This is a genomic window from Myxococcus xanthus, assembly GCF_006402735.1.
GTDB classification, from domain to species: Bacteria; Myxococcota; Myxococcia; order Myxococcales; family Myxococcaceae; genus Myxococcus; species Myxococcus xanthus_A.
This window is the reverse complement of record NZ_CP017174.1, coordinates 8437241-8460726: the sequence shown is the minus strand read 5'-3', so window position 1 is coordinate 8460726 and position 23486 is coordinate 8437241. Positions and strand designations below refer to the sequence as shown.

Genomic DNA, 23486 nt, shown 5'->3' with positions numbered 1-23486 from the left:
CCCAGGGGAGGGTCGGCATGCGTGTCTGTGTCAGCAACACCCACTGGGGCGTCTGCCTGCCCGGCCGCCCGGATGCGCGCGGCGGCCTCGCTGACAGTGGGAAATGTCACCCCGAAGGTGGCACCCCGTTTCCCCATCAGGGGTCTGGGGTGCCACGGCCGTGGCGCCTGGGGTGCCTCAGCGCCAGAAGCCCACGGACAGACCCACGTTGGTGTAGCGGCGCGCCAGGTCGAAGGAGGCCGTCACGGACCAGTCCTCCCAGTAGCGGAAGACGAACACCTCGAAGCCGCCGGTGACGTGGGGGCGCGCGGGCCGCTTGTCGAACGGGGACGGCTCCGCGTACGCGCCGGCCCGCAGCCGAATCATGCCCGGCACCGTGTCATGCTCCACGCCGATGCGCGGCGCGAAGGAGGTGCCCTTGCCCACCGTGGCCTCGTCCGCCGTGGACGCGAAGGTGCGCGCGGGCACCGCGTTGTCCACGCTGGAGATGAGGTCCACCTGGGCGCTGATGAGCCAGCGCCCGGCGGGCGCGTCCAGGGGCTCGGCTTCCGGCACCGGCAACGCGTCTCCCTCCACGAGGAGCTGTCGCCGCGCCGCGGGGGACAGCCGGTTGTAGCGCTCCGCGCCTTCGCCCAGCCGCCAGCTGGCGCCCACCGACAGCACGGCGGGGGACACCACCGCGCCGAAGAGGGTGCGCCCCGCCAACTCCGGGGCCTGGTTCGCCTCGCGCCGCCAGTCTCCCACCACTTCTGGCCGCACCGTCACGCCCATGCGCCAGGAGCGCCCATGCGGCCGGTACAGGATGTCCACCGCCACGCCGGTGTCCCCGTAGCGCAGGTCCGTTCCTCCGGAGTCCAGCCGGAAGGAGGCCTGCGCCGCGTAGATGCCCAGCGCGAGGATGAAGTCGTCCTGGCCAAAGGACATGGCCCCCGCCAGCACCGACTGCGTGAGCGACACGCGGATGCGCTCACCCGGCCCCGCGCATGCGGCCGTGGCGCAGTAGGACACCACGCTGTTGCGCATCGCGAAGCCGATGCCGAAGCGCTTGTACTGGAGCAGCAGGCCGCCCAGCAGCTGCCGGCTGTCGTGGGACTCGTCGGGCTGTCCGTCGTTGTCCACGTCCCGCTTGCGCGAGCCGGTGAAGGGCAAATCCAACCAGGACAGGGTGACGCCCAAATCCCAGTCCTTCTCCAAGGCCGGACCCCGGTGCGCCAGCGAGGCCAGGTTGCTGGGCAGCCCCGCGGCGCCCTCGGCGATGCCCACGTACGCGCCGCCCATCGCCACCATGCGGGCGGAGCCCAGCAGCGCGCCGGGGTTGAGGTACAGCCGCTCCGGGCGAGGCTCCAGCGGCGGGGGCGTCTCCTGCGCCCATGCCGCCGACGTGGCGCCCAGCACCAGCGCGCACCCGAACGCTTTCCACCCCCCGCCACCGCGTCCCGTCGGACGCGCCGCCAACCTGGAAGGACTCACTGCGCGCGCGTGGCCTCCGTGAAGAGACGGTCCGCCTCGGTGGCCAGCGCGGTGTCGCGGGCGGTGAGGCCTCCGGCGTCGTGGGTGACGAGCGCCAGCGTCACCTTGCGCCAGCGGATGTCGATGTCCGGGTGGTGGTCCGCCTTCTCCGCCGCCTGCGCCACCTGCTCCACGAAGGCGATGCCGGCGAGGAAGGTGGGGGCCTCGAAGGTGCGGCGAATCATCCCGCCCTCGTGCTTCCACTCGGTGTGCTGCGAGAGGAAGGACTGGAGCGCCTCGGGAGCGAGCAGCGTGGGTTTGGAAGCCATGGCCGCCTTTCTACCCGCTCCCGGGCTTGAGGGAAGACACCCGCCGTCCATCGTCACGGGGTGGACGGCCGCGCGTACACTTTCACGCCGTACAGAATGTTCCAGTGCTCCAGGTAGAAGTAGCGCCCACTGACGAAGGGAGGCTGGCGCGCGTCAAGGGATGGCAGCAGCTCCAGGACGATGGTGCCCGTCTCCGCGCGCCAACGGGGCACGGCGTAGGAACCCGAGGAGCTCATGGCCGCGGAAATCACGGGGACTCCGAAGCCCGTCGTCCGCAGCCGACTGGCGCCCTGCGCCTGGAAGGATGTGCTCATCTCCAGGACGCCTTCCAGGACCAGGCGGCCGCTCGCCGCCGAGTACCGGAGCAGCGTCAGGTTCTCCGTGCCGGAGGCGGCGCGCGCCCATAGCACGCCCTCCTCGTGGCCCGTGGGCAGTCCCGGGACGCTGTGGCAGGGCTCGTCGGGGACGGCTTCCGGCGCGCCCGCGGCGTCGAGCTGGTAGGGGCAGGCCTCGCTGGCCATTCCGGCGGGAGGCGGTGCCTCGGCGATGCGCACCACCAGCAGCCGCTCGCCCGCGCGCATCAGCAGCGAGGGTATCCCATCGCTGAACGTGGCCAGCCGCGACGGGGGAACGGGGGCGGAGCCCATGGCGCGCAGCCCCTCTTCCTCCGAGAAGACGTAGCGGTGCAGATGCGTCTCATCCAGCAGCAGCAATTCGCTCGGGGTGGCGAGCCGCGCATGGGGCGGCGCATCGGCGGGGGCGCCCAGGGCGGGGAAGGGTGCCGTGGCGGAGGCTTCCAGGGGCCCGCTTCCGGTGTCGACATAGCGGCGCACCTGCGCGGCTTCCGTCAGCCACACCACGTCGTCGGCCACGACGGCGGGGGCGAAGTAGTCGCCCAAGGGCTGGGGTTCCTGGTCCGGTGTGCGCAGCGCCCGGCTGCCGCACAGCCACGTTCCCGCCGACGTCCGGTCCACGCCGAGGCACTCCACCACGGTGGAGAAGTCCGCCTGGAGCGCGGCGTCGCTGTGGTCCTCCACCACGTAGAGGGAGGACTGACGGACGCTGCCCACCGGAGCGAAGGAGACGACGAGGTGGTGGCGCCCCGTCTGCTCCGGCGTGAACCGCACGAGCGCGGACCCACCCATGGGCCGCAGCTCCGCGGTGGCGGGGACCAGGCGGTTCTGCGGGTCCCTCACCTCCACGGTGACGGACTGGGGCCGCTCGTCTCCCTCGGCGCATCTGTTGATGACGGCGTCGACGACGAGCTCCTGCGGCTGGCCCACGCCGACCATGGCGCCGTCGAAGAGGGGAGATGGCGGGTGCGGCTCACAGGGGCCCATGGGGCACCCCACCCCCGTGCCCAACGCGAGCAGCGCCGTCAGCAACCGAAGGGCGTTGGGTGCCCGCCTCACGCGCGCTCCACGGCCCGCTTCCACTTGGCCAGGTGCCGCTCGCGGGCATCCGCCTTCATCTTCGGCTTGAACGTCTTCTCCGCCTTCCACGCGCGGCGGATGGCCTCTGGGCTGTCCCAGATGCCGGCGCCCAGGCCGCCCAGGAAGGCCGCGCCCAGGCTCGTCGTCTCCAGGTTGCGCGGGCGCACCAGCGGCACGCCCAGCACGTCCGCCTGGAACTGCATGAGGAGGTTGTTGGCCGCCGCGCCGCCGTCCGCCTTGAACACGGGGATGTCGCGCCCGCTGTCGCGGCGCATGGCCTCCGCCAGGTCATGAATCTGCAGCGCGATGCCCTCCAGCACCGCGCGCGCCATGTGGGCCACGGTGGTGGAGCGGTCGATGCCGGCGAAGAGGCCGCGTGCTTCAGGACGCCAGTGCGGCGCGCCGAGGCCCGCCAGCGCCGGGACGAAGACGACGTCTCCGGAGTCCTTCACGCTGGCGGCCAGCGCCTCGATGTCCGGCGCGCGTTTGATGACCTTGAGCCCGTCGCGCATCCACTGCACCGCCGCGCCGGCGATGAAGCTGCTGCCCTCCAGCGCGTACGTGGTGGTGCCCGTTCCGCCCAGCCGCCACGCCACGGTGGTGAGCAGGCCCGCCGACGAGCGCACCGGCTCCGAGCCGGTGTTCATCAGCAGGAAGGCGCCGGTGCCATAGGTGCACTTGGATTCGCCGGGCTCGAAGCACGCCTGGCCGAAGAGCGCGGACTGCTGGTCACCCGCCATGCCCGCCACGGGGATGCCGTCCGGAAGGCTGCGCATGCCGCGCGTGGTGCCGTACACCTCCGCGGAGCCGCGAATCTGCGGCAGGCACGCGGCCGGGACGGACAGCATCGCGCGCATCTCGTCGCTCCACTGGAGCGTCGTCAAATCCATCAGCAGCGTGCGGCTGGCGTTGGACACGTCGGTGACGTGCGCCGCGCCGCCGGTGAGCTTGTAGACGAGCCAGGTGTCGATGGTGCCGAAGCACACGTCGCCCTTCTCCGCCTTCGCGCGCGCGCCCTTCAGGTGGTCGAACATCCACGTGAGCTTGGTGCCGGAGAAGTACGGGTCCACCACCAGCCCCGTCACCTCGCGCACGCGCGGCTCCACGCCCTGCTCCTTGAGCCGGCGGCACTGCTCGGCGGTGCGGCGGTCCTGCCAGACGATGGCGTGGGACAGCGGCTGTCCGCTGCCGCGCATCCAAAGGCCCGTCGTCTCGCGCTGGTTGGTGATGCCGATGGCGGCGATGTCCTTGCCGCGAAGGCCCGCGTCCTTCAGCGCCCGGGCGATACACCATTCACTGCTGGCCCAGATTTCGTCCAGGTCGTGCTCCACCCAGGACGGCTTGGGAAAGTGCTGGGTGAACTCCTTGTAGGAGCGGCCGACCACCTGCAGCTTCGTGTCGAGGATGGAGACGTGCGTTCCAGTGGTGCCCTGGTCCAGGGCCAGGACGTACTTCGCCTTCGGCATGGGGTGTGCCCTCCCTATGGTGGATGCCAGCGGAGAGGGACCCTACTCCAGTCGAGGGGCCGGGCAGGCGAGCTTCCTGCCCGGCGGCGCGGCTAGTAGCCGTAGGGGCGCCGGTTTCCGAGCACCTTCCGGAGGCCGAACGCGGCCAGCCCGCCGAGGGCGATGCGGCCCAGTGAGCTTCCGAACGCGCCGCTCGAGGCCGCCCGGCCGCGGCCGTAACCGCCGTAGCCGCGGCGTCCGTACCTGCTCCGGCCACGGTTCCATCCACCGAAGCCCGAGCTGCGACGATTCCCCAAGATGTTGTCCAGTAGCGACATGGTGGCTCCTCTGTCCGTCAATGCGTTGAAAGCCCCCGCCAGGGCGGAGACGCCCCGCGGGCGCGGAGTGCTCTCAAGTTGACGCTTCCCTTCGCCCGGGGCAGCCCTGGCCGAAGGAAGTGCCTCCCGCGCCCCTGGCAGGCACGGGAGGCAGCCAGGCGGTTTGCCTACTTCCCGCTATAGATGCCGATGGCACCGGGGCGGACGATGGTGCCCGTTGCATCCCGCTGCGCGCTGAAGGCCACCAGCACCTTGCGCGCGTCACCGCTGCCCACCATCTGGATGTCCCAGACGGGCAGGGCGGACAGCCCTCCGAGCGCCGGGTTGTGGCTGACGAACTCCCCCTCGCGGTGCATGCGCCTCAGGCCCTTGCCCCAGCGGTGGCCAATCCAGAGGCTGCCGTCGCGCGGGTCCAGCTCCAGCGAGGAGACGTTGCGGTCGCCGTCGCCCTCCAGCAGATAGCCCGTCACCAGCCCGGCGTCGCTCAGCTTCGCCAGGCCCCACGCGAAGCTGGACACCCAGACGGTGCCGTCGGGCATCAGCGCCAGGTCGCTCACCAGGTCGTCCTTGCGCTGGGCGTGGGTGGGGAACTGGGGCTCGGCCACGGCGTCCGGCCACAGGTCGATGCGGTTGGCGCGGTGCTTCTTCTCCTCGCTCTGCTTGCGCGCCGCCTCGAAGTTCCATGGGGCGCCGGTGCCTTCGTGGCCCACGGCGTTGGTCATGATTTTGAACCGCGTGGTCCGGATGTGCGTGCCCAGCCAGACGTCGCCGTCGGGCCGCACCGCCACGCCCCAGACGTCTCCGGCGAGCCGGCTTTCCTCGCTGGTGCCGTCGCCCATCGCGATGGCGGGATGGACGTGTTCCATGACGCCGAACTTGCAGCGCTGGCGATTCTCGCCCCCCGTGTAGACCCACGCGTTGGCGGCGACGACCTCGGCGTTGGCGCACGCCTCGCCGCCCTGGTAGTCGGGCTCGCCCCACGCCAGGCCATGGTTGGACGCGAACCACAGGCTGTTGCGTGCCTTGTCCCAGACGATGCGGTTCACCGAGCAGAGCTTCTCGCGGTGGCCATAGCCGGGCACCGAGTGCGCGGGCGAGTGGAGGTCGTAGTGCACCACGCGGAGCGTTCCGTCCGCCTGGAGCTCCACGCGGTCCGCATCACCGCTCTTGAAGATGGCGGGGTCCTCGAACACGCCGGGGGCCTTGTAGAACTCGCTCTCGCAGTTGGGCCGGCCCTCGTAGCCGACGAAGACAGTGCCCGCGGGGCCACCCGTCACCGAGAGGACCTTGAGGTAGCGCGCTTCGGGCGCCGGGTCCTTGCCCTTCCACGGCGCCCAGGGCTTCAGGCCGTCCGCCAGGGTGTAGCAGCGCAGGGCGGTGGCTCCCGGACGCAGGAGGCACAGGCCGTCCTCGCCGCCCGCGACCCAGATGTTGCCTCCCTCGTCCTGGGTGACGCCCAGCACCTCGCGAGGGCCACCCTCGGCGGTGCTCCAGAAGCGCCAGTTCGCGCTGTCCGGAGGAATGGGTTCGCCGCCGCCCACGGGACCGTTCGTGCCCGCGTCGGGCTCCACCGGTGGTGGGTCCACGGGCGTCCCCGAGTCTGGAACCTCTTCACCCACGGGCGGCGGCTCCTCGCCTTCGCCCGGAGGTGGATCTCCCGGCTGCTCGGGTGGGGGTGTTCCGTTCCCGCCGCCAATCCCATCGTCTGTGGACGGCGGCGACTGGAGCTGTTCGCCGCCATGACAGCTCAGCAGCAACGCCAGCCCGAGCATGCCCGCCCACCAACTGCCCTGTCTAAGTCCGCTCATACCTGGGTCCGCCTCCGGAGTCTGTCTTTGGACGCGTCACTTCGCGTCCTGACTCCAGAGGCAAGCAGGATGCCAGGGGTTGAATGGCGGGCCGTGGGGTGGGGGGAGGGAAAGGCCGAGGAAGCGGTAGGGCTCCGCGCTGTCCTCACGGGGAACCCGGACGCCTCACCCTCGGGGACGTGCCGTGTGTCCGTTGGCCGAGGAGGACAGGGCGCGAGGCCTGCGGATGGGCGGGAGCGCGTCGGGGTCCACGTGGTGTGCCACGCAGCCGGGCCGCAGCCGCTCGAGCTTCCGGGCCTCCTGGAGCCCCAGGCCCGGGTTGCCGTCGAACCAGACCTCCCGCAGGTTCTTGAAGGCGGCCAGGATTTCGACGCCCTCCGCGCCCACGCGGGTCTGCACCAGCCGGAGTCTTGGGACGGCGCCGATGTCCGTCTGTTCCCGCAGCGTGTGCAGCATCGCCGTGTCGACCGCGCCGCCGAGCATCTGGAACTCCTCCGTCGGCGTCAGCGCGCTCAGTATCTCCATGTCCAGGAAGCGCGCGTCCCGCAGCACCAGCTCCCTCAGGTGGCCGTCGTCCCGCGTGTTGAGGCCGTAGACGAGCTCACCCTTCAAGCCCCGGCGCTGGATGCGTCCGTCGGGGAACCAGGACGTGTACTCGCCGCCGTCCACGTGCATCTTGGGTTGTCCCGACACGTACCAGCGCCGCTCGGACACCTCGGTGGCGAAGCCCCCCGCGTATTCCACCTCGGAGGTGCAGTAGCCGTTGCGCGTGAAGGCATAGGCGACGCCCGTGAAGGGCCGGCCCTGGAAGAGGCGAGGGCCGTAGTCCTCGGGCATCTCCAGCAGCGCGCTGTTCACGCGCAGCCCGCCTTCCGGCAACGGGAGCCAGTCGGTGGAAGGGCCGGTGAGGACACCTTCCGAGGCCGTCATCAGCGAATCCAGCGTGCCGTCGTGCCTCAAGGAATACGCCAGGCCCGAGAAGAGCGCCTTGCCGTGTCGCAGCCTGCCGTCCACGCCCCGAATCAGAAAGCTTGCTCGCATCCGTTGCATGGTCCGCTCCCGTTCTCACCGGGCCCGCGCCGGTGAAGGCCCCTGACACCTGCTTCGTGCCACTGGAGCGGACGCCCGGGCAATCCAGGCAGGCGGCAAAGCGTTTGCCCTGGCCGTTCGGCGATTCCGGCTGTCTGGAGTTGGCGAACGGGGTGCCCCCGGGTTGGAGGCGAGGATGGGCTACCGGATGTTCCGCGTGGTTTCCGCATCCGGCGTGCCGCGCGCCTGGGACTCCCTGCGCCGAGGCCCCTGCGTGTCCGCGTAGCCCGTCAGTTCCACATACCCGCGCCCCGTGACGGGCTGGCCCGCGCGCGTCCCCTCCAGGCCCACCGTGCCTTCCCAGTACAGCACGCTGACGGGGAGCTCCTGGTCCGCCAGGCGCGGCGTCACGGTGAGGTCCAGGCCCAGCGAATCCGCCTGCATGCGCCAGCGTGACGGGTACTCGCCGCCACTGCGTGGGCTCTTCCAGGTGTCCAGCACCGTGAGCTTCATGTCGTCGCGGCTGACGCGCACCGCTTCACCCGTGCCTTCGGGGGGCACCCACAGGCCGGAGCTGAACGCGTCCGGCGAGCCGTCCCGGTGACGGAGCTGGTAGTACATCAGCTCGCTGCCGTCGGAGAGCTGGAGCGAGAACCAATCCCAGCCCACCTGGTCCGCGCCGAGCGCGCTGGTGCTCCACTCGCGGTCCAGCCAGCTGTGGCCCTTCACCGCGTACGTGCGCCCGTCCACCCGCACCGTGCCGCGCGAGGGCATGCGCGTCATGGAGTAGTAGTAGGACGCGTTGCCGCGCTCCGCGCTCTTCTGGCTCAGGCCCCGGTCGCCCTGGAGCACCGGTGGTTTGCCCGGCTCCAGGAGCAGCTCCAGTGTCACCGCGTCCGTCTGCGCGCGCAGCCGCATGGGCCAGGTGGACGGGCCCGCGCTGGCCGCCTCCCAGTCCTCCAGCCACACCTTGAAGGGTTGCGAGGTGGCGCCGGACAGTCCCAGCGCCACGCGGCTGAAACGCTCCGCAGCGTGGAAGCCGCCACTGGCCACGTCCGTCACCGTGAAGTGCCCCATGTAGACCTGGCTCGCGCCCCAGGCGGAGTCACGCGGCGCGGCCTCGGGGGTGAGCGCGTTGCGGAACAGGGTGAACTGGTAGCCGAAGGCGCGCCCGTCCTCGGTCTCCAGGTTGCCCGTCCAGTACCACCACTCCGTGCGGTACTCCGGATGCGGGCCGTGGTCCTCGGGGAAGTGGAAGTCCCGGGGCTCCACCGCGCGCGCGTAGCCCTCCGTGCTGCCGCTCATGGCGCTGGCCACGGTCAGCGTGCCGCCCTGGCGCAGCGCGGGCAGTGGTTGCTCGCGCGTGATGGCCACCACCGCCGCCGCCAGTCCCACCAGCACCACCGCCGTTCCCACGACGAGTCCCCGGCCGTTGCTCATGTGTCACTCCTCCCGCAGCGCCAGCGCGGGATTGGCGCGCGCCATCTTCCAGGCGGGGTAGAGGCCCGCCAGCGCCGACGCCACCAGCGCCAGCACCACGGCCTGCACCAGTGTCTGGGGCGTCAGGGCCAGTTGCAGCGTCCAGCCGAAGGAACGCTGATTGATGACGTGCACCAGCACGTAGGCCAGCCCCACGCCCAACGGCACGGAGAACAGTCCCGCCAGCAGCCCCAGCAACCCTGTCTGTAGCGACACCAGTCCCCAGAGTTGCTCCGGCGTCAGGCCGGTGGCGCGCAGCACGGCGAACTCTCGCGCCCGCTCCAGTTGCAGCGCCATCAGCGCGCTCAGCACGCCCACGAAGGCCACGCCGATGGCGAGCAGCCGCAGCACCTGCGTAATCGTGAAGGTGCGGTCGAAGACGTCCAGGGACGCCTGCCGCAGCGAGCGGTTGGCGCGCACCAGCAGCGCCTGGGTGTCTCCGGCGCGTTCGCGCACCGAGGCCACCAGCGCGTCCACGTCCTGGCCGGGCGCCGCGTACAGCGCCACGCCGCTGATGCCCCGGTCGTCGAACCAGTGCTCGTAGGTGGTGCGTGGCAGCAGCAGCGTGCCCACGTCGGAGCCGTAGTCGAAGTACACGCCCACCACGCGGAAGTCGCGGGGACCCTTGTCCGTGGCCAGTCGCACGGTGTCCCCCAGGCCCACGTCGCGGTGGAAGCCGAAGGGCTCCGAGACGAGAATCGTGTCGGGCGAGGACTCCAGCTCTCGCCACGCTGTCTCCGCGTCGCCCTGCTTGAAGGTGTAGGGCCGCACCGGCGTGCGTGAGAAGTCGACGGCCATCAGGTCCGTGGGCACGCCGTCCACGCGCACGTTCGCCACGCGCAGGGTGCTGCTGCCCGCGACGCCCTGCGTGTCCCGCAGCGTCTCCGCCAGTCCGGGGAGCAGCGTCGCGCCTCCGCGCCGCGCCACGAGCGAGGGCGGCGAGATGAACACGTCCGCCTGGAGCGACGTGTCCAGCCACGACACCACCGTGCCCCGGAAGCTGGACACCATGAGGCCCACGCCCACCGTGGTGGCCACCGCCACCATCAGCGCCGCCAGGGCCACGGCCGTGCGGCTGAGGCTGGTGTGCACGCCACGCGCGGCCATGCGGCCCAGCAGCCCAAAGGCCATGCCCAGCGGACGTGCCGCCAGCGAGGACACCGTCTGCGTGGCCCAGGGCACCAGCAGCGCCGCGCCCAGCAGCACCGAGAAGAGCCCTCCGTAAGCGGGCAGCAGAGCTTGGGTCGGCCACCGCAGCAGCACGGTGCCCGCGGCCAGTACCCCGAGCCCCAGCAGCGCCAGCCGGGGCGCCCGTCCGCGCGACACGTCCTCCAGCGTGGACCTGCGCATCGTCGTCACCGGCGGCGAACGCGCGGCCTCCCACGCGGGCACCAGCGCCGCCAGCAGCGTGGCGCCCAGCCCCAGCGCAAGCCCCTTGAACAGGGTGAAGGGCTCCAGCGTCAGCCGCCGCACGCTCACCACGAAATACAAATCATTGAGCGTCTGGGTGACGAGCTCCACCAGCCCTCGCGCCAGCAACACGCCCAGGAGCAGCCCCGCCACCGTCCCCACCGCGCCCAGCACGGCCGCTTCGCCCAGCACCAGCGCGAAGAGCTCGCGGCGGGTGATGCCCACCGCGCGCAGGCGGCCCAGCAGCCCGCGCCGCTGCACCACGGAGAACGTCATCGTGTTGTAGATGAGGAACATCCCCACCACGAGCGCCAGCAGCGACAGCGCGGTGAGGTTGGTGCGGAAGGCCCGCGTCATCTGCTCCACCGTGCCCGCCCGCGCGGCGGCGCGCACCAGCTCCAGGCCCTGCGGCAGCGTGGCCGCCACGGCTTGTTCCTGCGCGTCGCCGCCGGTCAGCCGCAGGTCCACGCGCGTCAGCCGGCCGGTGTGCCCCAGCAGCTCCTGCGCGGTGGACACGTCGGTGAGCACCAGCGCCTCCAGGGCCCGCGCGGTGTCCTCGTCCGCGGGCTCCAGCAGGCCCACCACGCGCAGTGGCTTCTCCAGCCCCTCCAGGCGCACCGGCAGCGTGTCGCCGGTGGACAGGCCCAGGGCCCGCGCGGCGCGGGCGCTCAGCATCACAGCGCCCGGCTCGGTGAGCAGCGCGCTCACGTTCCCCACCGCCTCGCCCCGGGCGTAGTCGCGGAACGGCCCTTCCGCGAAGGGGTCCACGCCCAGCACGGTGAGCGTGCGCTTGTCGCCCACCGCCGCCTGGACGTAGCCCTCCACCACGGGCGCGGCCACGGGGGCGCCGGGGCGCACGCGCAGCGCCTGGTACACCGCCTCCGGCACGCCCGTGGAGCCGCCCACGAGTTGGTGCGTGGCGCGTCCGGCCACCGCGTCGGTGGAGCGCTCGAAGGCGCGCAGGGCGCTGCCGCTGGCCAGGTCGATGGACACCACCACCGCCACGCCCAGCGCGATGCCCAAGAGCGACAGGGCCGTCAGCCACGGGTGGCGACCCAGGTGGCGCAGGCTGGAGCGGACCAGCAGCCCCTTCACAGCGCCTCCTTCATCGCGCGGATGGGCGTGTGCTCCACCTCCACCAGCCGGCCGCCCTCCATCGTCAGGACGCGGTGAGCGCGGGCCACCAGGCCGGGCTCGTGGGTGACGACGAGCGCGCAGGTGTTGCCCTTCTGGGTGAGCGCCTCCAGCAGGTCCAACACCTGCCGTCCCGTGGCCTCGTCGAGGTTGCCGGTGGGCTCGTCCGCCAGCAGCAGCGGTGGCTCATGCGCCAGCGCGCGGGCCACCGCGACGCGCTGCTGCTCGCCGCCGGACAGCCGGTCGGGAAAGCTGTTGGCGCGGGTTCCGAGCCCCACCTGCTCAAGCAACGCCCGCGCCCGCGCACTGGCCTCCGCGCCGCCATGGCCGTTGAGCTCCAGCGGCAGCCGCACGTTCTCCTCCACTGTCAGCGTGGGGAGCAGGTTGAAGGCCTGGAAGATGAAGCCGATGCGCTCGCGCCGCAGCAGCGTGCGCTCGCGCTCGTTCATCCGTCCCAGGTCGCGGCCATCCACGCGGACCTCGCCCTGACTGGCCAGGTCGATGCCACTGATGAGGTTGAGCAGCGTGGACTTGCCCGAGCCGCTGCGTCCCAGCAGCACCACGAATTCGCCTCGACGCAAGGAGAGCCGCACGCCGGAGAGCACCTCGCGCGTGGTGTCGCCTTCGGCATAGGCCTTCGTGACGTCGCGCAGTTCGACCAGGGGAGGAGAGTCGGGCGGGGACATGGGGGCTTCTCCATACACGGATGCCCTGTCCGTCGCTCGACCTTCAGCGCATGCCCGCACCCCACTCAGGCGCCAGCGGCGGGCGACGCGGACTCCCACCACGAGGCGCGCCGCTGCTGCGCCAGGAAGTCTCCGACCTCCGCCGCCAGCAAGGGCCCCGCCGTGTCCCGTGGAATGACGTGATACCCCTGCCGCAGCGACAGGACGCGCACCGACGGCGCCGCGGTGAGGCGCCGTGCGAGCCACCGCCCGCCCTCCGGGTCCACGACGTGGTCCTGCTCCGCCACCGCCACCAGGGTGGGGCAGCGCACGCGGGCCGCGTCCCGGATGGCCAGCGCCTGCAACGCGCACAAGTCACGCAGCCGGGCCACGGGAAAGGCGGGCAGCACGGGCGCTTCCGCCAGCGCCTCCGGGTCCGAGATGTCGGTGCCCGTCTTCGCCACCCACGGACGCGTCCACTCCAGGACGGGCGTGCGCGCCAGTTGCCGGACCAGGAACATGCGCGGCCCCCGGAAGCGCACGGCGGGCGCCATCAGCGTCAGCGCGCGTATCTCCTCCGGATGCCGCGCGGCCAGCTCGAGCGCCAGCAGCGCGCCCATGGACAGGCCCGCAACGAACACACTCCGGTGGCCCCGAAGCGCGTGCAGGGCGTGCTCCGCCGCGGCCAGCCAGTCACGCCAGGTGACGTCGAGCAGGGCCCGTGGGGTGGTGCCATGGCCGGGCAGGCGCGGCGCCACCACGCGCAGTCCGCGGGCCGCCAGGGCCTCGCCCAGGGGTCGTACGTCCCAGGGGCTCCCCGTGAAGCCGTGCAGGAGCAGGCACACCTCGTCGCCCCGGCCCAGCTCGAAGGGCGCCGTCTTTCGCGGGTCCATGGGGGCGGCTTCTGGGAGCGGGCTCACGCCGTGACACTGGCCACGCGCGAGCGCAGGCGCTATGCCCCCTGCCTCATGGCGGACACTCCGAAGCCCCCGGACATGCAGTTGCAGATTCAGATGGACGATGACGTGGCCAATGGTCAGTACGTCAACATGGCCCTGGTGAACCACTCCGACACCGAGTTCACCCTGGACTTCATCTACGTCCAGCCCCAACAGCCCAAGGCCCGGGTGCGTTCGCGCATCATCACCAACCCCAAGCACATGAAGCGCCTGGTGGCGGCGATGCAGGACAACATCCAGCGCTACGAGGCGAAGTTCGGCCCCATCGCGATTCCAGAGGAAGACGGCGGCATGCACTGAGCGCCGTTTTTGCCGGGGAACCCGCACGTCGCGTGTTTCCACGGGCGCTTCGCTGGCCTTCGGGCCCGGTGGCGCGCAGACTCGGGGTCATGGTGCTGAGATTCCTGGTCCCCTTGCTCGTATCGCTCTACGCCTCTTCCGCTGCGGCTCAGTGCCTGGGGGATGGCGTGCAGCTCTTCCCCACACCGGGCTCCATCATCCCCACCAACTCCCGCTTCCTGCTGGAGGGCGTCGGGACGGCGCGCCCCCAGGTGGCCGCGCTGGTGGGGAAGAAGCTGCGGCTGGTGTCGGACAGCCACGTCGTCGAGGTGGCCGTGCAGCGCGGCTGGGAGAGCAGCCTGGGCCGCGTCACCGTCATCCTCAAGCCGGCCGGGGCCATGGAGGAGGACAAGCGCTACACGCTGCGCGTGGATGAGGTGCTGCCCAACGTGGCGCTCCTCAACGGCCGGGGCACCATGCTGCCCGAGTGGCGCACGGGCAAGGGGCCGGACAAGCAGGCTCCGCGCTGGCTCAAGCGGCCCGCCGTCTCCGAGGGCTTCCTTCGCCGCACCGCGCAGGGCACCGCCCGCTTCGTGCGGCTCAACCTGTCGCTGAAGGAGGACAGCCCGGCGTACCTGGTGGTGAAGCTGGAGCCGCGCCGTCCTGGCCCCAGCGTGCAGCAGTACGTGGTGCCGGTGAGCAACAACACCGCCTTCATCGGCCATGAGGCCTGCAGCGGCACCTTCGCCATGGAGGACGGCCGCAGCTACCGGGCCCGCATCCAGGCCTTCGACGCGGCGGGGCAGATGGCGCCGGCCGTCCCGCCCGTGGACTTCGAGGCCCCGGACGAATACTCGATGCAGCAGTAGTGCGCGGGAGTTCTCCCCGGGGCCGGGAAGTTGGTGTAGGCCTGACGCGGGCGCCCCGCGCGCCGAGCCTTCGGGAGAGCGAATGACGACGGTGGACGTGGAGAGCCTCAAGGAGCGGATGACGGGCTTCATCCGGTCGCTGCAGGACGACATCTGCGGCGGCCTGGAGCGGCTGGACGGCTCGGCGCGTTTCCGCGAGGACTCCTGGACCCGGCCGGGCGGCGGCGGTGGACGCAGCCGGGTGCTGGAGGACGGCGCCGTGCTGGAGAAGGCCGGCGTCAACACGTCCGTGGTGTACGGCGAACTGGAGGAACAGTTCGCGCAGAAGCTCCAGGGCGAGGGCCGCCACTTCTGGGCGGGTGGCATCTCCCTGGTGCTGCACCCGCGCAACCCGCATGTGCCCACCGTGCACGCCAACTACCGCTTCATCCATCAGGGCGGGAAGGCGTGGTTCGGCGGCGGCGCGGACCTGACGCCCTACTACCTCTATGAAGAGGACGCGGCGCACTTCCACCGCGTGCACCAGGCGGCCTGTGACAAGCACGACGCGGGCTACTACCCGCGCTTCAAGAGCGCCTGCGACAAGTACTTCTACCTGCGCCACCGCGAGGAGACGCGCGGGGTGGGCGGCATCTTCTTCGAGAACATGGGCGGGGAGCTGGAGAAGGAGTTCGCCTTCATCCAGGACTGCGGCCGGGCCTTCCTGGACGCGTACCTGCCCATCGCCGAGCGGCGCAAGGACACGCCGGTGACGGAGGGGCAGCGCTTCTGGCAGGAGGTGCGGCGCGGGCGCTACGTGGAGTTCAACCTCGTCTATGACCGGGGCACCGTCTTCGGACTGGAGACGCGCGGGCGCATCGAGTCCATCCTCATGTCCCTGCCGCCTCAGGTCCGTTGGCGCTACGACCACCACCCCGAGCCCGGCACGCCGGAGGCTCGGTTGGTGGAGGTGCTGCGCCAGCCACGCGACTGGGCGAGCGGAGGCTGAGATGGCTTGGAATGAGTCGGACTGGAATGCGCCGGTCCGGAGGAGGCGGGCCCACCCCATCCTCGTCGTCGTCGTGCTCGCGGTGACCGCGGGCCACTTGCTGGTGACGCAGTGTTCGGAAAGGCGCCCCGCCACACAGGCGGTGCCCCCCAGCGACGCCGAGGCCCGCGTCAACGTGCTCGCGCTGTGTGACGCCGTCCAGGCCTATCGTGACGAGCACGGCGTCTACGTCTCCGCGGGCCCCACGCCGAAGGAGGTCCCGCGCGGCGGCAGGGCCGTGCCCTTCCCCAAGGACGAAGCCTTTCAACGGATTGGTTTCGAGCCCGACGGAAAGGTCCAATTCCAGTATCAGGTGGTGGTGCAGGAGAGCCCCGTGGGCGAGCCGGAGGTGTCCTGCATCGCGCGGGGTGACTTCGACGGCGACGGGCTGAACTCCCTCTACCGCGTTCGTCTGGATGCCAACGGAATGACGACGCCCATCGAGGTGGAGCGCGAGGGCGAGTAGTCCGCCGCGCAACCCGGCGCTTCCGTCCGCCGAAAATCAGGAAGCCGGGCCCCAAGTCAGCGTGAGGCATTGCCCATGTCCTCCTTCCGCATCCCCAACGTGATTGACCGCGCCCTCCGCTCGCTGGGGGGCGGTGGTGGCGCCAGACGCCCCGAAGGTCCGGGCGCGCAGGGGCCTCAGCCCCAGGACTGGGGTCCGCCGGCGCAGCCGCCCCGGCCGGGGGACAACTTCCGCCCGCGATTGCCGCCGTCCCTGCACCCACCCATGGGCGGCCAGGAGCGCGCGCCGGTGAAGTCGGTGGCGGAGCTGGTGCCACCGGGCCTGGAGGACACGCCGGGGCAGGAGGCATTGGGGCAGCGCTTCGGGGCGGACGCGGCGCTGTTGGCCTCGCATCTGTCGCCTCCGCAGGTGTCGGGCTCGGAGCGGGCCACGCGGCTGTGGGCGTTCTACACGGCCTACGCCACGGCGGCGGCGCGGCACCCGCCGGAGCCGGAGGCGGGCGAGGCCTTCCGCGAGGCGCTGGAGGGACAGGGCTTCGCCGAGCTGCGGGACGCTCACACCGGCGAGGACGGCGTGACGCGGGGCCTGTGGGTGATGGAAGCCCGCACCCCCGCCGAAGCCCGGATGCGGGCCGCCGAGGTGCGGCTGGAGCCGCCTCCCGAAGTGCGCCACTCCGAGGAGGCCGCAGCCCGGCCAGCCGAGCAGCCGCTTGTCCAGGCGGCCGGTGCCCGCGCGGCCACGGCCTTTCACGGCCCGGTCATGCCCGCGCTGCGTCCGCGCGACGAGGCCTCTTCATCGGAGGACGAGCCGCAAGACGGGGACGCCCGGCGCCGACGCGGAACGAACCGCCGCCTGGGCGCGCGGATGCTGTGGAACGTGCTGCACCGCTTCCGCGCGGGGCCGGACGACGGGGCGGTGGCGGAGGGGCAGTGGGACCGGGTGACGTTCGGCGCACTGCTGGTGCTGCTGGCCATCGCGCTGGTCGTGGCGGCGCTCGTCAGCCTCTAGGCCCGTCGGCCCGGCGGCGGCGCCTTCGCCAGCGCGAATCTCCTTGGATTGTGTCCGCTTGTGCTAGGTTGCCGCACCCACTTGGCAACCGACGACCTCACTCTCGTCAAGCGCGTCCGGACCGGCGACCAGCGCGCTTTCAAGCTCCTCGTCGAGCGTTACCAGCGCAAGGTGTACGCCGTTGCGTTGGGCATGCTGAAGGACAAGGAGGAAGCGATGGACGTCTCCCAGGAGGCGTTCGTCAAGGTCTACAAGTACCTGGACCACTTCAAGGGCGACTCGTCCTTCTACACCTGGCTCTACCGCATCACCGTCAACATCTGCATCGACGTCATCCGCAAGCGTGGCGGGGGCGGCGAGGTCGTGGAGTTCGACGAGAGCCAGGCCGTGGACCTGTCCGAGGCCCGCATCGGCGCCCTGGGCAGCCGGCTGGGCACCAATCCCCAGAAGAGCGCCCTGCGCCGCGAACTGGCGGAGAAGATCCAGGAGGCCCTGTCCACGGTGCCGGAGAAGCACCGGGCCATCCTCCTGCTGCGGGAAATCGAGGGCATGTCCTACGACGACCTCGCCCGCACCCTGGACATCCCCAAGGGCACGGTGATGAGCCGGCTTTTCCATGCCCGGGCCAAGGTCCAGAAAATCCTCAGTGAATACCTGGAGTTGGACGAAGCGAAGAGCGGTGTGGGCAGTGAGTGAGCGGGCCTCGAATATCTGAGGGACCTGCCCGTCCCAATTTTCGCAGCCCCTTCCTGCAAGCAGGTGGAACCAATGGCCGGTAATCCCGCGTGTGAGCGTTTCGTACCCATGCTGTCCCCGTACGTCGACGGAGAGCTGAGCTCCGGCGAGCGCGTCAACGTGGAGCGGCACCTGGCGGCCTGCCGGGACTGCACCGGGCGGGCGGCGGACCTTCGCGCGGAATCCGGTCTGCTGCGGGTGGGCCTGGACATGGCCCTGGACGACGTGGACTTCAAGGACTTCACCCAGCGCGTCATGGCGCGGGTGACGCCGGACAAGCCGCCCCTCATGGAGCGGCTGAAGCTGGCAGTGTCCGAAATGTTCCTCTACCAGCGCACCGCCATGATTTCGTCGCTGGCCACCGCGGCCGTGCTGCTACTGGTGGGGGTACCCCTGCTGACGAGCGACCGGGCGCCGGTGGGGTACGCCTCCGAGCGCATGACGGTGAAGTCCATCCAGCCCTACCGCAACGCCGAGGTGGCGCCGGTGGTGATGGAGACGGACAATGGGGGCACCATCATCTGGCTGGTGGACGAGGACTCGGACGTCCTGTCTCCCGGCGCGGAGAAGGGTGAGCGGAAGGACCAGACTGGTGTCGGTCAACCAGACGCAAGCGGGCGCAACGGCCCCGCGCGCCCGGCCCCCGACGCCCCCAGGCCGTCGGGAGGTTCCTTGTGAGAAGACACGAGTCGTCGGGCCGGATGCTGTGGGCGCTGCTGGGGCTGGGCCTGCTGCTGCCCATGGCCGCCAGTGCACAAGACGCGAAAGTCCAGGTCCAGGTCGAAGTGGTGCTCGCCTCGAAGAAGGGCACCGAGGTCGACCCGCCCGAACTGGAGAAGATGAAGGAGCAGTTCCAGAAGCAGAACTTCAGCTTCACCTCGTTCAAGCGCCTCTCGAATGAGGTGCTGACGGTGAGCGCGAAGAGCGCCTCCGAGGTGAAGCTGCCCAACGGCGCCAACGCGACGCTGCAGTTGCAGGGCATCAAGGACGGCACGGCCACGGTGCGCGTGGCCATTCCCCGTCAGCCCACGCTGGACGTGGAGCTGGGCCGCCAGGGCGCCGTCTACCAGAAGGCCGGCAAGTACGTGGGCGGGGAGCTCATCCTCGTGCTCTCCCCTCCCTCGCGGTAGTTCCCCCAGCGCCGCCTCAGGCTGCGCGGGCTTCCCCGTCCGCCTCCAGGACGATGATTTCCAGGTCCTCTTCCATCTCCAGGGGGAGGACTTCCTCGGTGGCGGTGTGCGCCTGGAGGCCCGGTGCGGGGGCCTCGGCGTGCTCCCGCTCCAGGTGGACGCGCAGCCCGTCGAACATGGTGTCGAACGCCGCGTAGATGCGGTCCACCATGGCCAGGGCGTCCGCGCGCACCTCCGGGGACAGCCGCATGGCCTCCAGCTCCGCCGCCAGCTCCTGTTCGAACATGGCGTGCTGCGCTTCGGCCTGCATGTGGTGGTCGGAGAAGTACTTCAGCCGGTCGTCCGCGCCCTGCGCCGCGCTGATGATGGCGGTGCGGCTGAAGAAGACATGGCTGGTGGACTCCAGCGCCCACAGCAGGACGATGCGCAGCCGGTCATCCACGGGGCGGTACACCTCGCTGATGATGGCGTAGGCCGCGTCACGCGTCTTCACGTGCGCGCGGCCGTACATGGTGCCGATGCTCAGCGAGCCGCCCGTGAGCGCGGAGATGTCGTCCTCGAACCACTGGTCATGCCCGCCTTCCTCGGCATGGTGGCGCGTGGCCAGCGCCTTGAGGTGCGCGTCCTGGATGAAGTGCGCATTGAGGCGCAGCACGTCCTGGAACGTCATCACCCAGAAGGTCAGGCGCGGGGCGAAGGCCATCACCTGTTCGATGGGGCGGTCCATCCGCATGTCGGAGAAGAAGGGGTGCGCTGCGAAGCGCGCCTCGCGCACAGCGATGTGTTGGAGCACTTCCTTCATGATGGACCTCCCTGGGGTGTCTGGTGATGCGCCGCCCCCGGCCCGCTGGCGGGACTCCGCTACCAATTGATGCTGTACGTGCAGGCGCTGTCGCCGCGCCGCCGGCAACTCTTGGCCTCATGTTCAATACGCACCCAAAGCGAATCCTTGGGACGGAACCGGTCGCCAATGGCTTCGATGAGCCCCAGGTCCAAGTCACACGGATAGGGGTTGTCACACACCATGCGAGCGTTTCGCCGGTCCACCGGCTCGAAGCGGTAGCCGCCGATGGTGCCTTTGCCGCGGTGGTTCATCCGGTACGCCATGTCCACCGCGCGCAGCCCCTTCTCCAGCGTGTCGATGTCCGGCGGGAAGTGCGCGCTGTCCGGAATCTTCCGGCCAATGGTCCTCACCGTGCTGGGGCCAATCTTGTCGAACACCAGCTGGAACGACTTCAGCAGGGCGGGCATGGGGTACCAGGCATCCGCCTTCAGCGGCGCGATGCCGTTCTCCCCCAGGATGCGCAACGCGCGTGACTGGGCGAGCTCCATTCCGTTGACGATGGCGAGAATCGACTGGCCGATGACTTCGATGCCCTGGAACGACATGGGCTGAAGGGTCGGTGCGGTGGCGCTGATGGGAGTCTTCAATTCCATACGGGTAACGCCCTCGTGAGGAGTGACACGTATTGAAGCGGCTTTTTCCTATATTTTCAAATAGACTTACATGTCTGTAATTTTCCGGAAGATTCGATATGGGATTCCCCGTGGCGCAATAACGACCCGCGCGGTCGGTATGACAGGAGGCGACCTGGGCTTCGCTGTGAGTGGGCGTGAGGCCACGCGGCGCGCGGGAGCGAGCATCCGAGGGCCGCGTGGGGCGGGATGCCCCAGCGGGGCAACCTGCCCCGGCGGAGTGCCCCAGCGGCCGGACGCCGCCTTCAGGCCCCATGGAAGAACTTCCGTCGGAAGCCTGCCGGGACAGGGCTGAAAAAAAGTCAGAAGTCCGGTCCCCGGGGCGGGGGGGCAAGCAGCCGGCCTTCGGAAAATCGCGGGGTTGGCGGTCGGCACGCTGGTTGCTGAAGGGAGCAGCACAAGCAAACCCCTTCACCCTTGGAGACGAAATCATGGCGAAGACTCAGAAGCGTGGACAGGTCATCCGTCGTAAGGCCCAGGAGATGAAGGTGTCGACGGCGAGCGCGGTGAAGGGGGCTGGCCGGAGCGCCCGCCAGGTGCAGGTGACGCTGGGTGACCTCATCGCGGCGGCCTTCGACACGGTGGGCGGCGAGGTGAAGAAGGTGGCGCAGGTGATGTCTTCCAAGGACATGACGGTCGCCACGGGCAAGCACATCGTCTTCGTCGGCTGACACACGCCAATCCGGGGCGTGTGCGGTGCAGGAGGACCTGGCGGTGGCGCCAGGTGAGGGAGGCCGAGGCGGGGACGGGAAGGGACGCACCTGTGAGACGCATCATCAGTCCCGGACGGAATTGTTGGACGGTGGAGGAGGCGAGCGACGCGGGCGTGCTGGTGGACGCGCGCGACTACTACCGGGAGCTGTACCGGGCCGCGCAGAAGGCCCGTCGTTACATCGCGATTACCGGCTGGCAGTTCGACAGCGACGTGGCGCTGCTGCGAGGCGAGGACCTTCGCGAGGCGCGCGGCGAGTCACGGCTGCTGCCGATGCTGGACGAGCTGTGCCGGGCCAACCCGGAGCTGCGCGTCTATGTGCTGGCGTGGGACTTCAGCCTGCTGCTCGCCATGGAGCGCGAGTGGATGCAGCGGCTCATCTTCAATTGGACGGCGAACGGGCAGGTGTGCTTCCGCTTCGACGCCTCCAGTCCGTTGTATGGCGCGCATCACCAGAAGCTGGTCGTCATCGACGGCGCGGTGGCCTTCACCGGCGGCATGGATGTCTGTGATTGCCGGTGGGATGACCGGGAGCACCCGGTGCACTCGGAGCTGCGCTGTGACAGTGGGAGGGATCCGCACGGCCCCTACCATGACGTGCAGTCCGTGCTGACGGGGCCGGTGGTGGACCGCCTGGCGGAGTTGTTCGAGGCGCGCTGGGCGCACTCGGGCGGCGGTGAGCTGCGGCTGCCCAGGGTGTCTCGGGATGACGTGGACTTCACGCCGAGCCTGCCGGCACCGCCGGGGCCGGTGGCCATCAGCCGCACCTTCGGCAAGACGCTCCTCCCGCCGCAGCCCGCGGTGCAGGAGGTGGCCGTGCTGTATCTGGACGCCATCGCTTCGGCCGAGCGCTTCATCTACATCGAAAACCAGTACTTCTCCTCGCGGGCCATCTTCCAGGCGCTGGTGAAGCGCATGCGGTCCCCCTGGCGGGGACGGCTGCAGGTTGTCCTGGTGCTGCCGCAGCAGCCGGAGGCGCTGCGCGAACAGCTGGCCATGGGCATTGCCCAGGTGCGGTTGCTGCGCGCGCTGGAGCGCGTGGCGCACGAGACGGGACATGCCTTTGGCGTGTACTGCTCCGCGGGGCACGACGTGCGCACCGGCACGGACATCTACACGTACATCCACTCGAAGGTGATGGTGGTGGATGACCGCTTCCTCACGCTGGGCTCGGCGAACACCACCAACCGCAGCCTCGGGTTGGATTCGGAGCTGAACCTGAGCTGGGAGGCGGAGGCGCCCAATGACGCGACGATGCGCGCCATCCGCCGCATCCGGGTGTCGCTGATGGCCGAGCACGCGGGGCTTGCGGGCATGGCGGCCCTGCGCCTGCTGGCGGCCGCGGACAGCGCACTGGTGGATTGGCTGGACGACGTGGCCGTCATGGGGCTGCAGCGCTTGCGCGTCCACCCGATGTCGACGGTGTTCGACCAGAGCCCGCTGCTCAAGTCGCTGGAGCCGGAGGAACTCATCATCGACCCCGAGGAGTCGGTGCTGGACGAGTCCCTCTTCGAGGCGCTCCACCGCGCCGAGGACGGGCTGTTCGCCTCCGGTGTCCGCCTGCTGTCGCGCTGGCTGGTGGGCACGGGCACCGAGCGCCAGCACCGCGCCATCCTTCCCTGTGCGCAGGACGAGGGGTAGCCGCGCGCGGAGGCGGGAGGCCGCCAAGGCCCTGCCCGCCCGCCTGCCTTGGGACGGGCCCGGGAGCACGGGCACGGCCGGCGGGTTGTCCCTGCCGCGCGGGGCGCCACCTTGTCGAGAGCACAACTTCTCTCACGCAAGGGGGATTCACCATGAAGCTTCCTCTCATGGCCGCAGCGGCGGCGCTGGCCTTCTGGGGTTGTTCGAGCAACTCGGCGAACACGCGCGCGGATGACAGCGCCATCGGTGGTTCGGGCACGGAGACGACGGCGCCCGAGTCCGTGGACACGTCTCCTGAATGGGATGACCGCAGCGCCGGTGAGGCCGCGGACGTGACGAAAAACGAGCGCCGGGACAGGCAGGACGCGCCCACCGTCTACGATGGTGAGGCCACCGGTGGCAGTGGCCCCGGCATGGGCGCGGGCACCTCGGTGACGACGCCGGAGGGCGAGAAGTACGACGTACAGGATGGCCCGCTCCTGGGCGGTCAGCAGAGTGAAGAGGCCCGCAAGGATGGCGTGGGCGGCTCCGGCAACATCCAGCGCGAGCCGGTGGACGGCAAGTCCGAGGTCGAGGAGCTCGACGCCAGCGATGTAGAGACGCGGGAAGTGGAAGCCGACGAGGTTGAAGTCGACGGCAGCCGTTGACGCGGCGTGAAGGTCGCG

General features: G+C 70.5%; 24 protein-coding genes. 11 read left to right on the top strand and 13 right to left on the bottom strand.

The window, feature by feature from the left end:
• Positions 1-177: 177 nt before the first annotated feature.
• The 11 genes from BHS09_RS34840 to BHS09_RS34790 all read right to left on the bottom strand — a co-directional run bounded on the left by BHS09_RS34840 (position 178) and on the right by BHS09_RS34790 (position 13412).
• Positions 178-1470, bottom strand: coding sequence for a hypothetical protein (locus BHS09_RS34840; RefSeq protein ID WP_140795676.1), 1293 nt, complete (start codon positions 1468-1470; stop codon positions 178-180).
• The gene (locus BHS09_RS34835; protein ID WP_140795675.1) at positions 1467-1778 is read right to left on the bottom strand and encodes a 4a-hydroxytetrahydrobiopterin dehydratase; all 312 of its coding nucleotides are present in this window, start codon (positions 1776-1778) and stop codon (positions 1467-1469) included. Before BHS09_RS34835 ends, BHS09_RS34840 begins: the two co-directional genes overlap by 4 nt.
• A 53-nt stretch (positions 1779-1831) precedes the next feature.
• Entirely contained in the window at positions 1832-3190 is a 1359-nt protein-coding gene (locus BHS09_RS34830) for a hypothetical protein (RefSeq protein ID WP_237080011.1), read from the bottom strand.
• Positions 3187-4677 (bottom strand): glycerol kinase GlpK, encoded by a 1491-nt coding sequence (glpK, locus tag BHS09_RS34825; RefSeq protein WP_140795673.1) that lies wholly within the window; start codon positions 4675-4677, stop codon positions 3187-3189. The genes BHS09_RS34830 and glpK overlap by 4 nt, the downstream gene beginning before the upstream one ends.
• Before the next feature lie 92 nt (positions 4678-4769).
• Entirely contained in the window at positions 4770-4994 is a 225-nt protein-coding gene (locus tag BHS09_RS34820) for a hypothetical protein (RefSeq protein WP_140795672.1), read from the bottom strand.
• Between the two features lie 167 nt (positions 4995-5161).
• A complete protein-coding gene (locus BHS09_RS34815) occupies positions 5162-6802 on the bottom strand; it encodes a ligand-binding sensor domain-containing protein (RefSeq protein ID WP_140795671.1) in 1641 nt (546 codons plus the stop codon).
• A 165-nt stretch (positions 6803-6967) separates the two neighbouring features.
• Positions 6968-7843, bottom strand: coding sequence for a toxin-antitoxin system YwqK family antitoxin (locus BHS09_RS34810; protein WP_237077749.1), 876 nt, complete (start codon positions 7841-7843; stop codon positions 6968-6970).
• Between the two features lie 189 nt (positions 7844-8032).
• A complete protein-coding gene (locus tag BHS09_RS34805) occupies positions 8033-9271 on the bottom strand; it encodes a lipocalin-like domain-containing protein (protein ID WP_140800196.1) in 1239 nt (412 codons plus the stop codon).
• Positions 9272-9274: 3 nt separating this feature from the next.
• Positions 9275-11815, bottom strand: a complete 2541-nt coding sequence (locus BHS09_RS34800; RefSeq protein ID WP_140800195.1) for an ABC transporter permease — start codon at positions 11813-11815, stop codon at positions 9275-9277.
• Positions 11812-12540: an ABC transporter ATP-binding protein gene (locus BHS09_RS34795; protein ID WP_140795667.1), complete on the bottom strand. Its 729-nt coding sequence runs from the start codon at positions 12538-12540 to the stop codon at positions 11812-11814. Before BHS09_RS34795 ends, BHS09_RS34800 begins: the two co-directional genes overlap by 4 nt.
• Positions 12541-12605: 65 nt before the next feature.
• Positions 12606-13412 (bottom strand): alpha/beta hydrolase, encoded by an 807-nt coding sequence (locus BHS09_RS34790; protein ID WP_140795666.1) that lies wholly within the window; start codon positions 13410-13412, stop codon positions 12606-12608.
• Positions 13413-13487: 75 nt separating this feature from the next.
• Between BHS09_RS34790 and BHS09_RS34785 the strand changes: the two genes are divergently transcribed.
• The 8 genes from BHS09_RS34785 to BHS09_RS34750 all read left to right on the top strand — a co-directional run bounded on the left by BHS09_RS34785 (position 13488) and on the right by BHS09_RS34750 (position 18992).
• On the top strand, positions 13488-13778 hold the full coding sequence (locus BHS09_RS34785; RefSeq protein ID WP_140796719.1) for a DUF3467 domain-containing protein: 291 nt from the start codon (positions 13488-13490) through the stop codon (positions 13776-13778).
• 89 nt (positions 13779-13867) lie between these two features.
• Positions 13868-14626 carry a hypothetical protein gene (locus tag BHS09_RS34780; protein WP_140795665.1) on the top strand — a complete coding sequence of 253 codons (759 nt, stop codon included), beginning with the start codon at positions 13868-13870 and terminating at the stop codon, positions 14624-14626.
• Positions 14627-14708: 82 nt separating this feature from the next.
• Positions 14709-15614, top strand: coding sequence for an oxygen-dependent coproporphyrinogen oxidase (gene hemF, locus BHS09_RS34775; RefSeq protein ID WP_140800194.1), 906 nt, complete (start codon positions 14709-14711; stop codon positions 15612-15614).
• Position 15615: 1 nt separating this feature from the next.
• Positions 15616-16119 (top strand): hypothetical protein, encoded by a 504-nt coding sequence (locus BHS09_RS34770; RefSeq protein ID WP_140800193.1) that lies wholly within the window; start codon positions 15616-15618, stop codon positions 16117-16119.
• A gap of 75 nt (positions 16120-16194) precedes the next feature.
• Positions 16195-17127 carry an Immediate early protein ICP0 gene (locus BHS09_RS34765; protein WP_237077748.1) on the top strand — a complete coding sequence of 311 codons (933 nt, stop codon included), beginning with the start codon at positions 16195-16197 and terminating at the stop codon, positions 17125-17127.
• A gap of 81 nt (positions 17128-17208) precedes the next feature.
• Positions 17209-17823: an RNA polymerase sigma factor gene (locus tag BHS09_RS34760; RefSeq protein ID WP_174258981.1), complete on the top strand. Its 615-nt coding sequence runs from the start codon at positions 17209-17211 to the stop codon at positions 17821-17823.
• A 72-nt stretch (positions 17824-17895) separates the two neighbouring features.
• On the top strand, positions 17896-18540 hold the full coding sequence (locus BHS09_RS34755) for an anti-sigma factor family protein (protein ID WP_140795660.1): 645 nt from the start codon (positions 17896-17898) through the stop codon (positions 18538-18540).
• Positions 18541-18563: 23 nt separating this feature from the next.
• Positions 18564-18992: a hypothetical protein gene (locus BHS09_RS34750; RefSeq protein WP_140796718.1), complete on the top strand. Its 429-nt coding sequence runs from the start codon at positions 18564-18566 to the stop codon at positions 18990-18992.
• Between the two features lie 16 nt (positions 18993-19008).
• On the opposite strand, the gene BHS09_RS34745 is transcribed toward BHS09_RS34750, so the two are convergent.
• Both BHS09_RS34745 and BHS09_RS34740 read right to left on the bottom strand, forming a co-directional pair.
• Positions 19009-19794, bottom strand: coding sequence for a hypothetical protein (locus BHS09_RS34745; protein WP_237077747.1), 786 nt, complete (start codon positions 19792-19794; stop codon positions 19009-19011).
• Positions 19795-19853: 59 nt separating this feature from the next.
• Entirely contained in the window at positions 19854-20429 is a 576-nt protein-coding gene (locus BHS09_RS34740; protein ID WP_140795658.1) for a hypothetical protein, read from the bottom strand.
• Between the two features lie 470 nt (positions 20430-20899).
• Between BHS09_RS34740 and BHS09_RS34735 the strand changes: the two genes are divergently transcribed.
• The 3 genes from BHS09_RS34735 (at position 20900) to BHS09_RS34725 (ending at position 23468) form a co-directional block, all read left to right on the top strand.
• A complete protein-coding gene (locus BHS09_RS34735; RefSeq protein ID WP_140795657.1) occupies positions 20900-21139 on the top strand; it encodes a chaperonin in 240 nt (79 codons plus the stop codon).
• A gap of 131 nt (positions 21140-21270) precedes the next feature.
• The gene (locus tag BHS09_RS34730) at positions 21271-22821 is read left to right on the top strand and encodes a phospholipase D-like domain-containing protein (protein ID WP_237077746.1); all 1551 of its coding nucleotides are present in this window, start codon (positions 21271-21273) and stop codon (positions 22819-22821) included.
• Positions 22822-22973: 152 nt separating this feature from the next.
• The gene (locus BHS09_RS34725) at positions 22974-23468 is read left to right on the top strand and encodes a hypothetical protein (protein WP_140795655.1); all 495 of its coding nucleotides are present in this window, start codon (positions 22974-22976) and stop codon (positions 23466-23468) included.
• Positions 23469-23486: the final 18 nt, after the last annotated feature.

Coding starts and splice junctions, on each gene's coding strand:
- glpK (WP_140795673.1), bottom strand. CDS start 4,677: ATGCCGAAGGCGAAGTACGTCCTGGCCCTGGACCAGGGCACCACTGGA.
- BHS09_RS34785 (WP_140796719.1), top strand. CDS start 13,488: ATGGCGGACACTCCGAAGCCCCCGGACATGCAGTTGCAGATTCAGATG.
- BHS09_RS34735 (WP_140795657.1), top strand. CDS start 20,900: ATGGCGAAGACTCAGAAGCGTGGACAGGTCATCCGTCGTAAGGCCCAG.
- BHS09_RS34780 (WP_140795665.1), top strand. CDS start 13,868: ATGGTGCTGAGATTCCTGGTCCCCTTGCTCGTATCGCTCTACGCCTCT.
- BHS09_RS34820 (WP_140795672.1), bottom strand. CDS start 4,994: ATGTCGCTACTGGACAACATCTTGGGGAATCGTCGCAGCTCGGGCTTC.
- BHS09_RS34810 (WP_237077749.1), bottom strand. CDS start 7,843: ATGCGAGCAAGCTTTCTGATTCGGGGCGTGGACGGCAGGCTGCGACAC.
- BHS09_RS34790 (WP_140795666.1), bottom strand. CDS start 13,412: ATGGACCCGCGAAAGACGGCGCCCTTCGAGCTGGGCCGGGGCGACGAG.
- BHS09_RS34795 (WP_140795667.1), bottom strand. CDS start 12,540: ATGTCCCCGCCCGACTCTCCTCCCCTGGTCGAACTGCGCGACGTCACG.
- BHS09_RS34805 (WP_140800196.1), bottom strand. CDS start 9,271: ATGAGCAACGGCCGGGGACTCGTCGTGGGAACGGCGGTGGTGCTGGTG.
- BHS09_RS34745 (WP_237077747.1), bottom strand. CDS start 19,794: ATGAAGGAAGTGCTCCAACACATCGCTGTGCGCGAGGCGCGCTTCGCA.
- BHS09_RS34835 (WP_140795675.1), bottom strand. CDS start 1,778: ATGGCTTCCAAACCCACGCTGCTCGCTCCCGAGGCGCTCCAGTCCTTC.
- BHS09_RS34725 (WP_140795655.1), top strand. CDS start 22,974: ATGAAGCTTCCTCTCATGGCCGCAGCGGCGGCGCTGGCCTTCTGGGGT.
- BHS09_RS34815 (WP_140795671.1), bottom strand. CDS start 6,802: ATGAGCGGACTTAGACAGGGCAGTTGGTGGGCGGGCATGCTCGGGCTG.
- BHS09_RS34740 (WP_140795658.1), bottom strand. CDS start 20,429: ATGGAATTGAAGACTCCCATCAGCGCCACCGCACCGACCCTTCAGCCC.
- hemF (WP_140800194.1), top strand. CDS start 14,709: ATGACGACGGTGGACGTGGAGAGCCTCAAGGAGCGGATGACGGGCTTC.
- BHS09_RS34755 (WP_140795660.1), top strand. CDS start 17,896: ATGGCCGGTAATCCCGCGTGTGAGCGTTTCGTACCCATGCTGTCCCCG.
- BHS09_RS34770 (WP_140800193.1), top strand. CDS start 15,616: ATGGCTTGGAATGAGTCGGACTGGAATGCGCCGGTCCGGAGGAGGCGG.
- BHS09_RS34750 (WP_140796718.1), top strand. CDS start 18,564: ATGCTGTGGGCGCTGCTGGGGCTGGGCCTGCTGCTGCCCATGGCCGCC.
- BHS09_RS34765 (WP_237077748.1), top strand. CDS start 16,195: ATGTCCTCCTTCCGCATCCCCAACGTGATTGACCGCGCCCTCCGCTCG.